Consider the following 12,072-nt stretch of genomic DNA (forward strand, 5'->3'; position numbering starts at 1 on the left):
GATGATTCAAATCCTCCTAAAACGTCTTGCTTAACTTCTCAAACACTCTCTAAACCAGAATTTTTTCTATTGGTTGGAAACAGCAACTTTTACCTGCGCGTAACGCAACACCTTTGATTGAAATAGATAGCCCCGTCGAATTTCAGTCATAATTGTTCCCTCTGGATAGCGATCGGTGGGTTGGGCAATTACCGCCTCATGGAACGTGGGATCGAAAATTTGCCCAGTGGTCTCCATGGCTGAAACACCAAACTGTTTTAGATCCTGCATGAGTTTCTCCCGCAAACGCTGGTAACTAGTGTGAATCATCTGCTCCCTTTCGGTTTGAGGCTTGACCTGATGGATAGCCAAGTCGAAGATGTCGAGCGTTACGAGCAATCGCTTAAAGATTTCGGCTTTAACCTGCTCTTCTTTTTGCGTGAGTTGAGCTTGTAGATGCTCTTGATTTTGAATTTGATTAGTGGGTGGATTGGCGGCTGGTGTTGAATTAGCTGTTGAATTGCTTGCTGAATCGTATGAGGACTTTTGGGCAGCTTGAGGATTGGTCTTTTCTTGAGTTCCAACCTCTGGCTCGGAACCAATAAGTTCCGCCCTCACTTGTAACAATTCCTGAAAGATGCTGTTGAGCTGTTGTTCTTTTTTGGTGAGTTCCTGTTCGTGTTTGCTCGATAGAGAAGCTAACTGCCGATCGCGTTTGCTCAATTCCTGCTTTAATTTTAGCAATTGCTCTGATAGGCGATCGCGTTCTAGTTGTTTCTGGTTTGCTTCTTCCTGCGTTTGGGCGAGGCGATCGCGTACCTCTGCCAACTCTTTCAGTGTATTTTGCATTTTGGTCTCCCACACAGCAATTTCGCTATTTGGGAAAGGATGGGACTCTGGCTTAACCTCCCCAGTCGCCCATTTTCGGATGAGTGCGATCAAATCCTCAATAGGGCGATCGATGGGTTCCGTAGGAGAAGCAATTGTAGAATTTACGAATCCTTTTGTAGCTTCATAGGACTCCTGACCGTTTTGAGGCTTTTGTAACCCGTTATAATGGTCTCGAACAGAATTGAGATCGTATGGTTGAAGCGAAGGCTCCAAACCTGTAGAAGCCTCTATCACAAACTCTTCGCGCATCATCGTGGGTTTCTCCGTTTGGCTGAAACTTGGGCTTGGATTTTGAGAAAGTCCCGCAGATAAACTTAACTCTGGACTCTCACTCCCCACAAAAATGCGATCGGTTGTTTCGGCGTTACCGCTCGAAATCGTTTCTAAATTCACGTCCGAACCCCTAACAAATTCAACGGTTGAATTCGTTTTTGAATTGGGAAATGGATAAACCTTGGCGGCAAAAATCGAGTTGGTTTGAGATCTCGACTGCATATAAAGCTTTACTAGCTCTCTGGGCAGCGATCGCCCAATTACCATTTCTAAGGCATACACAAATAACATGCGTTTTTCGCGACCGATCTGCAAAGCCTGCTGGATTTGCTCGGCAGTGGCATAGCCTGACTGCATTAATGCCTGCTCAAAGGTTTGAGAATTGGGATCTTTATCCTTCGATGATTCAGTTTTTGACTCAAAAGCATCACGCATAGCTAAATTGCGATCGATTACGCCAAAAAATTGCAGAAACTAGCAGGGGATTGTACGCTAGATTTTTGTTTCTGCATATCAAATTTAGGAATTGCCCATGCTGGAGATCGAAAACCTCAATGTCAACTACGGGGGAATTCAGGCCCTACAAGGGATCGATCTAACTGTAAATGAAGGGGAAATCGTGACGCTCGTAGGTGCAAACGGTGCGGGAAAATCCACTACCCTACGTGCCATTTCCCGTTTGGTCAGTCCCCGTAGCGGCAAAATTTTCTACCAAGGTCAAAACATTACCAAGCTACGCCCCGACCAAGTGGTCTGTATGGGCATTGCCCAGAGCCCTGAAGGCAGGAGAGTGCTAGCACGTCAAACTGTGCTTACAAACCTAGAATTGGGCGCTTACACGCGATCGGACAAATTTGGCATTAAAGCCGACATCGAACGACAATTTCAGATTTTCCCCCGTTTGGGCGAACGGCGGCAACAACTCGCTGGGACTTTGAGTGGTGGCGAACAACAAATGCTGGCGATCGCCCGAGCTGTCATGAGTCGTCCTAAATTACTTTTGCTCGACGAGCCGAGCCTAGGTCTTGCGCCGCAAATCGTGCGGGAAATCTTTGGCGTGATTGCCAATTTACACGCTATGGGCGTAACAATTTTACTGGTAGAACAAAATGCCCATCTAGCATTGCAAACTGCCGATCGCGGTTATGTCTTAGAAGCAGGTCAAGTCGCGATCGCTGGGGCAGCATCCGATCTTTTAGAGGACGATCGCGTTCGCAAAGCTTATCTAGGATAAGTTTTTTCGATGAGCTAGAACTGATATTACAAAGGTGTGGCTTTTATTTCAGAGCCATTTGCTTGCGGGATTTCATACGCCACCCATCTTTTTAACAAACCAGAATTTAGGCCAGAATATCGATAAACCACTGTTCAAAGCGATCGCCTAAAGCGGTTAGCGAATATTCCGCCTCGGCTTCGCGGCGGCAGACAATCCGATTGATCCGAGGCACGGCTGTGACGGCATCACACAGGGCTCGTACATTATCAGGTTCCACTAAATAACCTGTCTTGCCATGTTTGATAATTTCCACAGGGCCCCCTCTGGCATAGCTGACAATGGGAACACCACAGGCGAGTGCCTCGATCGCAACATTCCCAAAAGCCTCAACCCATTTCGGTGTCATTAACAGTGCTTGGCAAGCTCCCATGAGTTCCTGTAGTTTTTCGGTGGGATGGAAGCCCAGATAATTCAATTTCGCTTTAGGGAAATCTTGCTGTACCTGTTCCCAATATTCTCGATCTTGCATTTTACCTAAGACATCAATCTCTAGCCCTGTTGCCTCAGACACCGCTGCCGCATCTTCCAACCCTTTTTCAGGTGAAATTCTGGCAACCCAAGCCAAACGAGCGGCTGAAGTGGGCTGAAACTCATACAGATCGAGATCGATACCACTACCCAAGAGACGAAACTGACTACCCATAGGGAACGGGCGATCGAAGGTATCGGCTTGGGTTTGGGTGTAGACGCCAATTCGATCGGGATATTGTTGTACGACTTGAGCGATCGCGCGGTCGATCGAATCTAACAACGAGCCCATACTGACAAAATGGGCGATCGGGGTGTCAAAAAACGGGGTGAGATAGAATGGCAACCAATCGTAGGCAAAATTGACGATTAAGTCATAACTATCTTGCATTTCACGGGCATAGCTCCACAGATTCGCTAAAACCGAATTATTGGGGAAACTCACGGGATCGGTTCTTGTTTGATTTTGGGCAAAGCTATGCACTTCCCCTGGGATCGTGATCAATGGGATCGCCTGCGATTGAGAACCCACACAAGCTGCCAGATGAACCGTATGCGATCGCAACATCAGTTCCTTCGCTACGTTCTCAACGGTCAGCTCAACGCCCCCACCAACGCCAGAACCAAATGCACCGACAGGAGTTGAGATAAATAGAAGTCTCATAATTCTTTGGTTATCAGTTATCAGTTATCAGTTAGTTATCGGTTATCGGTTATCAGTGGAAAGTGAGGAGTTCCCCCTCCATAATCCTCCCTTTGTAACGTGGAGGGAACTGAATCTGTGGGGTAAAGAGCGTAAGTCCAACCTGTAAGTTAAGCCCTTGTATCTCGCAAGAGAGCCAAGGGCTAATCGCTAGCCAGACAAGTCCCCACAACAGCTAATACTGACTCAGCCAAACTAGTGTACTCATAGCCACCTTCTAAGCCAAATACAATTTTGCGGGTAAGCTGCAAACAGAGTTTTGTGAAAACGCCATAGTCTTGAGGCTTGAGGGACATACTCGCCAAAGGATCGCTGGAATTCGCATCAAACCCCGCACTGACAATGAGTAAATCTGGTTTAAAGTCTTGCAAAAAAGGGATGACACGTTGCTCAAATACGACCAAATATTCTTGAAGCGAGCAATTCGCTCTCATCGGTAAATTCAAGACATTGCCATGGGCTCCTGTTTCCTCAAGATCGCCTGTATAGGGATAAAAAGGGGCTTGATGGGTAGAAACATAGGCAAGATTTGGACGATCCCAAACGGCTTCTTGCGTGCCATTGCCATGATGCACATCCCAATCTAAAATCGCCACTCGTTGAATATTCGGAAAATCGAGGGCATAGAGTGCCGCGATCGCGGCATTCGAGAAAATACAAAACCCCATTCCCGTGTGAGCGCGGGCGTGATGCCCTGGTGGGCGGGCTACGACAAAAGCGGGTTCGTTTGAGGCTAAGACGAGATCGACCCCATCTAACCATGCGCTCACTGCCAATAATGCCACCTCATAGGTGCGGCTCGACGCGATCGTATCCCCATCAATATGACCACCACCCCGTTCGGATATTGCCTGCACGGCATCGATATATGCGGGTGTATGAAAGCGCTCTATCTCTTGCCGCAGGCGATCGCGTTGTTGAATCGGCGTAGGCTGTTTCCATGTCAAACGATTTGACAACTCAGAAGTTTTTAAAGCCTCGATAATTGCGGTTAATCGCCCCGAATTTTCAGGATGATAAACCCCAGTTTGATGTTCTAAAAACTGATCTGAGTAAATGATCGGAAATGTTGATAAAGGCATAGAGGGTGGGTATTCTAGGTGAATATCTGAGCCAATGCGATCGCAATTCAATTTAACGTTTAACCTAACGCTATACTTTAAGAATTATCCGTTAGGCATTGCATATTTACTTGATTGTTGTTTTTTATGTCTTGCTTGCTTGTCAATAGTAATTTCCCTTAAAAATGTCTAGTAACAAGCCCCGTGGTAGATACTCACCAGCCCAGCGATCACCTAGATAGTGCCATACTTTCAGTACCAGAAGAGCTTATCCCGCTGGTACGCGAGCTTTTTGCTCTTTATAAAAATGGACGCAAAGAAAGTGTTGTTAAAGCACTTTCAGATCTCATTCTGCAATTAAAGACTGAGCCAAAACATAGCGAAGATTTTTCTGTTATAGATTTTCCGCCCAACCCTCCTCGCAAGCCTAACTATCATGTGTTAGTCGAGCCAGAGGATATAGAGGATCCTGCCAGCTCAGATTTTTTAAAAAGCTGGGAAGACATCCTTAATTTACAACTTTATGTCGATACTGATATTTACGGTACATTAGACGCCGATCCTGTCGTCCCTGAAGGGATAGGTGAACCAAGTGAACCAGCGGTGACCATCGAGCACGAAGACGCGACAGATATTTACGTACAGTCTTGGTCAGAGATTGCCAAGAATATGTCTAATCTGCCTGATGACGTGTTTACTCGTCTCTGGAGTACCACGGAGGTCGCTAAAATTTTAGAATGCTCGTCCAGCATGCTGCGTCGTGCCAGAAAAGAATCGCGGTTGCCGCTTAAAGTCAAAGATCTAATCGTTGACTGTATTAGTCACGACGGCAAAAGAAGCCTCTGGTTTGTGCGTCCCAGTTAATTTTTTCTATAGCGATCCTTTTTGTTTGCGAACGTAGTACATCTAACCCATGCGGGCAAGATGCCTGCGCTACAAATTATTACAACTCATTGAGGATTGCGATAACGAATCATTTTATTTTTTTCTCTGGTTCCCAAATGTCCTAGCATTTTAGATGGCTAGTTCATTCATCTAGGTCTCATGGTTAGAAATAAATTCTTGGCAAATTGGTCGCTGACCGCAGTTGCGATCGCAATGACATTTTTGATAGCAATTGGGTGTGTGGTTTATCCTCAGCCTAGTTTTGCGGCTTTACCCAATAAAAGCGCGATCAAGGACGCAAGAGTTTTGCTACGAAATGCTTTACCCGTTGACAATCTGATCGTGCGGGAGATTCAGCTTAAATTAGAAGGCATGCCCCGCCAAGCCAATCTCAAACGCTGGAAAGGTCTAAGCAAAGATATCGATAGCATCCTGTCCAATGTGTCGCAAAAACGCGAGCAGATTTTGGCAAGTGTCATCCCAACGGCAAAACAATCAGCAGAAGAAAACCTCACCAGCCTCAACAACGTAGTTATTTCCCTCCAAGAAGCGATCGCCACCAAAGACAGAAACAACATCAAACCCCTGAGCGAAAAAGCACTGGAATATGTAGGAACGGTTGAGAGCCAAATGGTTCAAGCATTTCCCTTTGAAGTTCCCGCAAAATATGCAGGATTGCCCCAACTTAAGGGCAGAGCGATCGTCGAAATGGAAACGGAAAAAGGAAGTTTCACGATGACCTTGGATGGCTTTAGTGCCCCCGTCAATGCAGGTCAGTTTGTCGATTTGGTTCAACGGGGCTTTTACAACGGTTTGACCTTTAATCGGGCGGATGACAACTTCTTCCTGCAAGCTGGCGATCCTGCGGGTGAGGCAGATGGCTTTGTGGATCCCGCCACAGGTAAAGTCCGCACTGTGCCCTTAGAAATTCGCGTTGTGAATAAAAAAGATCCAGTCTACGAGCATACCTTTGATGAACTCGGACTGGTTGGCACGTTACCCGTACTACCGTTTTCTGCCTATGGTACTGTGGCAATGGCTCACCCTGGGAGCGATCCCAATGGTGGTTCCTCACAATTCTTTCTGTATTTGTTTGAGTCCGATCTCACCCCTGCGGGTTTAAATTTGATCGACGGCAACTACACGGCTTTTGGATATGTCACCACAGGTGAAGAAGTTTTGCGTAAACTAAAGCTAGGAGACAAAATTCTTTCTGCTCGCGTCATTAGCGGGTTAGAAAACCTCGTTACTAGCAAGTAATTTATAACCCCATGGGTGAATCCCAAACTTTCAGTCTGCCTAGTCCCAGTAGTGCCATACGTTTGGCAGGGACTAGGGGCGAAAACCTTAAATTAATTGCCCTTGAGACAGGCACGAAATTGGTTCTGCGCGGTCAAGATTTACTGATCGAGGGCACTGAACCAGAGATTTCTCTCTGTTTGCAGATTATTCGCGCCCTCAAGCAACTCTGGTCGCAAGATCGAGCGATCGCTTCGGTCGATATTTTGGCAGCCAAACAAGCTGTGGAAGAACAACGGGCGGAATCATGGAGCGATCGCCCAGCGATTACCAAGAACCATCGAGGTGGACAGATTCAGCCACGTACGCTCAAGCAGCAGCAATACGTGCGGGACATGGAAAACCACGATCTGATCTTTGGGATTGGACCGGCGGGAACTGGTAAAACCTTTCTGGCGGCGGTGGCAGCCGTCAAGGCATTGCAAAATCAGGAGTTTGAGCGTCTGATCTTAACTCGCCCTGCCGTAGAGGCAGGCGAAAAGCTAGGCTTTTTACCCGGCGATCTGCAACAAAAAGTAGATCCTTACTTGCGCCCTCTCTATGACGCTTTATACGAGTTAATGGATCCAGAAAAAATCCCCAGCTTGATCGAGCGTGGCGTGATTGAAGTTGCCCCACTTGCCTATATGCGAGGTCGCACGTTAAACAATGCCTTCATCATCGTGGATGAGGCCCAAAACACCACGATCTCCCAAATGAAAATGGTGCTGACGCGGCTGGGATTTAACTCTCGCATGGTGGTAACAGGGGATGTCACCCAAATTGACTTACCCCATCACCAAAAATCTGGGCTAAAAATGGCGCAAAAAATCTTGGAAGGGGTTGAAGGCATTGCTTTTAGTCACTTTACCAAGTCTGATGTCGTGCGCCATCCGCTCGTACAAAAAATTGTCGCTGCCTATGAGCTAGCCGAACATTAGCTTGCAAATTATTTCCGAGCCTTGTTTGTGAGAAAAAGTATTTAGCTGTCACAGTTGCCATAATTAAGAATTGCGTAGGCAGGATTGGGTACTTTCAAACGGTGATATCTTTATTAAGCTATAAAGTCGGTTCTGTCGGAATTTGACCGTCAGAGTTAACGGGGAAAGCTTGGTGTAAGTCCAACACTGTCCCGCAACTGTAATGAGGTCGCAAAAATCTCTGAGTCAGGATGCCCGCCGATGATCTTGCTCATTTCTATATCTGCGAGGCACAGAAAATGAATAAATTTAAGAATTCTCGGCTTCTTCCTTTTAATAAAGTTGTCTATAAGGCAGTCGGTTTATCTGCATTGTTTAGTGTTTTATTGCTGTCAGCCACACCAGCTTTTGCACACCATGCCATGGGTGGAAAAATGGCATCTAACTTCTTTGAAGGTTTTATGTCTGGTATAGCGCACCCCTTGATTGGACCCGACCATTTTGCATTTATTGTGGCAGTTGGTTTGCTTGCTGCGATCAAGCGGCAGGGACTGATGATTCCAATTTCGTTTGTATTATCTGCGATGCTTGGCACAGGGGCACATCTAGCCAGTATAAATCTCCCAGGAGTTGAGCTATTTGTTTCTGGCTCGATCTTGTTATTCGGTATTTTGCTGGTTGAGAAGGATAGATTTAATACTTTTGTCGTTGCAGGGCTTTCAGCGCTTGCAGGCATATTTCATGGTTATGCCTATGGTGAATCCATTTTTGGCGCAGAAACTACCCCTCTAATTGCCTATCTGATTGGATTTACAGTTGTGCAACTGGTGGTGTCACTCCTTGCATTTTGGATTGGTAGGGCAACCATCCTCAGGCAAAAAGCAGAGCAGCAATCTTCCATACAGTTGCGTTCTGCGGGTCTAGTGATTTCTGGTATTGGGCTAGCTTTCTTTGCTTCCCAAGTTGTTGCCGTTCTATTTCCAATTCCCAAAATCTAATCAATTCATCTAACTGCCTAAAATGCAGTTAGATCCCCAGTAACCTTGAAAATGTCAGAGAGTCTGGAAAGACAGTTGTAGTAACAATTCATGAATTGTTACTACAACTGTCTTTCTTAGTTTGAGATGAATCTATTGCTTTAGGTGATGCCCTGCAAGGCCTGTAAAGCCTGTCGGGTACGCTTTACCCACTCCGTATTATTGTCAGCTTCGTAGAGCCTCAATGCCTCTTGATAAGAGCGAATTGCGCTACTAATATCGCCTTGCATCGTGTATAAAGCCCCTAAACCAAAATGAGCCCTAGCGTAACTGGGGTTAAGAGAAATTGCCTTATTGTATGCGTCTAGCGATTCTCGCATTTTGCCTTGATCGGCAAGGGCTAAACCAAGACTCGTGTAATCAACCCATAATTCCTCTTTGCCATAGACGATCGCACGGGTAAAAGCCTCAACAGCGCCAGCACTGTCTCCTTGGGTGCGGAGTAGATTCCCTAGATTACTGTAGGCAACGTTATTTCTGGGATCGGACTCGATCGCTTTCCGAAACGCGGCGATCGCATCCACTGGTTTATTTTGGTCGGATAAGGCACGCCCGAGATTATTGTAGGCAGCGGCATATCTAGGGCTGAGATTAATCGCCTGCTCGTAGGCAGCGATCGCCCCACTTAGATCGCCTTGACGGCGCAAGGCTAAACCCAACCCATTATAGTTGGCTGCAACTTTAGGATTTAACTCAATACTGCGACGAAACATCTCAACCGCTTCAGGCGCTTTTTCTTTTTTTAGCAAGGCAGTGCCTAGCGCCGCGTACACATCAGCATTTTTATTGTCTTGCTCGATCGCCCGCCTGTAGGAAAGAATGGCTTGATCGGTGTCGCCTTTAGCATCGTAGGCAATCCCAATGTTGTAAAAAACGTTAGGGAAGCGATTGTTAATTGCGATCGCGCGTCTATATGCCTCTATAGCGCCATCATAGTCTTTGTCTTCATACAGGGCTATACCCAAGGAAAAATGAGCCGTCGCATACTGGGGCGCAAGTGTAATTGCCTGTCGAAATGCGGTAATTGCGCCCTTGCGATCGCCTTGGCGGCGCAAAACAGATCCCAGACCATTATGGGCAAGGGCATACTGCGGATCTAAACTTACCGCTTTCTGGAAGGCAGCGACAGCACCATCAAGATTATTGCGTTGTTCTTCAGCCAGACCGAGATTGTAGTAGGTCGAGGCTAAACTGGCATCTAGTTTGCTGAGACGAATGAATGCGTTGTAGGCATTAATCGCCCCCACCATATCGCCCCGTTTGTATAGGGCAATGCCGAGACCGTAGTAGGCGGGTGTATAGTTTTTATCGAGTTCGATCGCGCGTCGATGGGAAGCGATCGCCCCGTCAATGTCCCCTTGTTGCCGCAGCGTAACCCCTAAGCCATAATGGGCAGGGACAAAATTAGGATTGAGAGAGATTGCTTGTCGGTAAAGTGCGACTGCCTCAGTCAGTTTGTTTTGCTCTCTTAAGACATTTGCCTGTTCTACCAGTTTGATCGCCGCATTTGGATTTTGCTCGGGTTGTGTTTCCGTTGGCGTGGCAGTTTGAGCGATCGGCTCGGCAAATAGAGGGGCAGCTTGCGATCGGGCACCCACGGGCAGATAACTAACCAGTGAAATAAATCCAACCGTAGAAATCTTAGTAATCGCTTGCTTGATCATAAAATTTTTTGGATGTCCTTTTTGCTAGGATTACCGACACACCCATCCTAAACTATTCCCAGAAAACTTTTTCTCATCAATTCAGCTTAATTTTTGCCGCTAAATTTGGCTCAAAATGCTGCTGACCTCAGCGTGACAGAGGATATTTTAAGCCCTATGCCCAAGCCCATTTACGTTTTACGGGCTGTCTTTCCTCAATCGGCTTAACAGGTACAGCAATCTCTGAAAGCGGTAAAGATCTTACGGCTCGGGTAAAAACATTAATCTGATGCACGATCGCACGATCGATATCCAAGGCAGTCAGCCAACCACTTTTAGGATGATAAGCACCTGTGTCGATATCTAGCCAACCTATGCCTAGCGCGAGTTGCCCTGGATCGACTTCAGGAAAAATAAAGGTAATGGTATGCCCAGTGATGATCGTCTTGTTGGGGAAGTAAGGTTCCGTACTACGGTGAAATCGTTCCCTAATCCAACAAAACTCTTCTTCTCCTTGCTCTTCGATCGCCAAGTAAGGATTTAGACCCGCATGAACCAACCAAACATCGCCTAGATCGAGATACAAAGGCAGGTTTGACATCCAATCCAAATGCTCATCGAGCATACCTGCTTCGCCATAGCTTTCTAGGGTTCGCATGCCACCATTAACTAACCATCCATTCCAGACAGTTGAAGTATCGGGTGCAGCAAATGCTTCAATGCACATTTGCTCGTGATTTCCTTTTAGACAGAAATGACCCTGTTTCATCACCCAAGCCACCACAGCAGAGCTTTGGGTACCGCGATCGATCAAATCTCCCAAAAAGAATAGCTGATCTGTAGGCTTTAGGTTGATTTGCTTAACCAACATCATTAGCCCGTCATATTGACCGTGAACATCTCCAATGACAAATCGGCTCAATGTATTTTATCCCCGGATCTAAAATGAAATTGCGATTTTGACTAGCATATCTCACACAATAAGTTGTATAAGGGTCGGGTCTCTAACAAATTTTAACTTTATTTATGCTTTTTAAACCTCAATCCAGACAAAGTAAAGATGTCAACGCTTAATAATTTTGTTTTATCTATCATGTAAGAAAGTTTATTCAGTCAAAATCAAGGATAAAAGCCAGTTTTTTAGCGGTAAATAAGCTTTTAAAATTTACTTACAAGGATCGGATATCGACAATGACTGACGAATGCCAGACCAATGAATTTTTTTGGTGGCATCAGACTCATCAGGATACCGAGTGTTAACAATTGTATCTGCAATGCGATCGAGCGAACGAGATGTATAGGCACCCGAATTGTTTGGATCGTCATAGTCAAACAATCTCCAATTACTACCACAAGACAAAGAAGTTCTCATTTCTCGATCGACTGTTTCACGAATGGATTTCCATTCTCGAATATATCTATCATCACTAGGTTGAAGTTTGCGATGATTTAATTGTTCGTTAAAACTGTAGAAAATTCGATCTGTAAGCCGATCAATCGCTAGATCTCTTGACTCGATTTGAGGTCGGCGTTTATTCGCTAGTCGCTCTGCTCCCGTCGTAGGACATGTTCCAATTAAACACCAACTATTTTTCCCGTCAGATATAGAACCGATTTGACATCTTTTATAATGGTGAATAAAGACCCTACATTCCTCT

General features: G+C 45.9%; 11 protein-coding genes and 1 riboswitch. Of the genes, 5 read left to right on the plus strand and 6 right to left on the minus strand.

Going from position 1 to position 12,072, the window contains the following annotated elements; translation table 11 throughout:
• Positions 1 to 66: 66 nt before the first annotated feature.
• Positions 67 to 1,578: a nucleotide exchange factor GrpE gene (gene grpE / locus V2H45_RS22685; protein ID WP_330485968.1), complete on the minus strand. Its 1,512-nt coding sequence runs from the start codon at positions 1,576 to 1,578 to the stop codon at positions 67 to 69.
• Positions 1,579 to 1,675: 97 nt separating this feature from the next.
• Between grpE and V2H45_RS22690 the strand changes: the two genes are divergently transcribed.
• Positions 1,676 to 2,377: an ABC transporter ATP-binding protein gene (locus V2H45_RS22690; RefSeq protein WP_330485969.1), complete on the plus strand. Its 702-nt coding sequence runs from the start codon at positions 1,676 to 1,678 to the stop codon at positions 2,375 to 2,377.
• 106 nt (positions 2,378 to 2,483) lie between these two features.
• Here the strand turns inward: V2H45_RS22690 and V2H45_RS22695 are convergent, their stop codons facing one another.
• Entirely contained in the window at positions 2,484 to 3,551 is a 1,068-nt protein-coding gene (locus tag V2H45_RS22695) for a glycosyltransferase (protein WP_330485970.1), read from the minus strand.
• Positions 3,552 to 3,733: 182 nt separating this feature from the next.
• Positions 3,734 to 4,672 carry a histone deacetylase family protein gene (locus V2H45_RS22700; RefSeq protein WP_330485971.1) on the minus strand — a complete coding sequence of 313 codons (939 nt, stop codon included), beginning with the start codon at positions 4,670 to 4,672 and terminating at the stop codon, positions 3,734 to 3,736.
• Between the two features lie 183 nt (positions 4,673 to 4,855).
• Between V2H45_RS22700 and V2H45_RS22705 the strand changes: the two genes are divergently transcribed.
• The 4 genes from V2H45_RS22705 (at position 4,856) to V2H45_RS22720 (ending at position 8,732) form a co-directional block, all read left to right on the plus strand.
• Positions 4,856 to 5,515, plus strand: a complete 660-nt coding sequence (locus V2H45_RS22705; protein WP_330485972.1) for a hypothetical protein — start codon at positions 4,856 to 4,858, stop codon at positions 5,513 to 5,515.
• 180 nt (positions 5,516 to 5,695) lie between these two features.
• Positions 5,696 to 6,796 carry a peptidylprolyl isomerase gene (locus V2H45_RS22710; protein WP_330485973.1) on the plus strand — a complete coding sequence of 367 codons (1,101 nt, stop codon included), beginning with the start codon at positions 5,696 to 5,698 and terminating at the stop codon, positions 6,794 to 6,796.
• A gap of 11 nt (positions 6,797 to 6,807) precedes the next feature.
• Complete coding sequence (locus tag V2H45_RS22715) at positions 6,808 to 7,755, plus strand: PhoH family protein (protein ID WP_330485974.1); 948 nt, start codon at positions 6,808 to 6,810, stop codon at positions 7,753 to 7,755.
• Between the two features lie 110 nt (positions 7,756 to 7,865).
• Positions 7,866 to 8,011: riboswitch (cobalamin riboswitch) on the plus strand.
• Positions 7,986 to 8,732: a HupE/UreJ family protein gene (locus V2H45_RS22720; protein WP_330485975.1), complete on the plus strand. Its 747-nt coding sequence runs from the start codon at positions 7,986 to 7,988 to the stop codon at positions 8,730 to 8,732. (Overlaps the previous riboswitch by 26 nt.)
• Positions 8,733 to 8,872: 140 nt before the next feature.
• Here V2H45_RS22720 and V2H45_RS22725 read toward each other — a convergent pair whose 3' ends face one another.
• From V2H45_RS22725 to V2H45_RS22735, 3 genes are all read right to left on the minus strand, one after another.
• A complete protein-coding gene (locus tag V2H45_RS22725) occupies positions 8,873 to 10,435 on the minus strand; it encodes a tetratricopeptide repeat protein (protein ID WP_330485976.1) in 1,563 nt (520 codons plus the stop codon).
• 154 nt (positions 10,436 to 10,589) lie between these two features.
• Positions 10,590 to 11,336, minus strand: coding sequence for a metallophosphoesterase family protein (locus V2H45_RS22730; protein ID WP_330485977.1), 747 nt, complete (start codon positions 11,334 to 11,336; stop codon positions 10,590 to 10,592).
• 243 nt (positions 11,337 to 11,579) lie between these two features.
• On the minus strand, positions 11,580 to 12,072 hold a 493-nt coding region (locus V2H45_RS22735), incomplete at its 5' end, for a hypothetical protein (protein WP_330485978.1).

It is taken from the genome of Tumidithrix elongata BACA0141 (genome assembly GCF_036349135.1).
GTDB classification, from domain to species: domain Bacteria; phylum Cyanobacteriota; class Cyanobacteriia; order Pseudanabaenales; family Pseudanabaenaceae; genus Tumidithrix; species Tumidithrix elongata.

Excerpts from the sequence above, each read along its gene's own strand:
- grpE (WP_330485968.1), bottom strand. The coding sequence starts at position 1,578 with ATGCGTGATGCTTTTGAGTCAAAAACTGAATCATCGAAGGATAAAGAT.
- V2H45_RS22690 (WP_330485969.1), top strand. The coding sequence starts at position 1,676 with ATGCTGGAGATCGAAAACCTCAATGTCAACTACGGGGGAATTCAGGCC.
- V2H45_RS22695 (WP_330485970.1), bottom strand. The coding sequence starts at position 3,551 with ATGAGACTTCTATTTATCTCAACTCCTGTCGGTGCATTTGGTTCTGGC.
- V2H45_RS22700 (WP_330485971.1), bottom strand. The coding sequence starts at position 4,672 with ATGCCTTTATCAACATTTCCGATCATTTACTCAGATCAGTTTTTAGAA.
- V2H45_RS22710 (WP_330485973.1), top strand. The coding sequence starts at position 5,696 with ATGGTTAGAAATAAATTCTTGGCAAATTGGTCGCTGACCGCAGTTGCG.
- V2H45_RS22715 (WP_330485974.1), top strand. The coding sequence starts at position 6,808 with ATGGGTGAATCCCAAACTTTCAGTCTGCCTAGTCCCAGTAGTGCCATA.
- V2H45_RS22720 (WP_330485975.1), top strand. The coding sequence starts at position 7,986 with ATGCCCGCCGATGATCTTGCTCATTTCTATATCTGCGAGGCACAGAAA.
- V2H45_RS22725 (WP_330485976.1), bottom strand. The coding sequence starts at position 10,435 with ATGATCAAGCAAGCGATTACTAAGATTTCTACGGTTGGATTTATTTCA.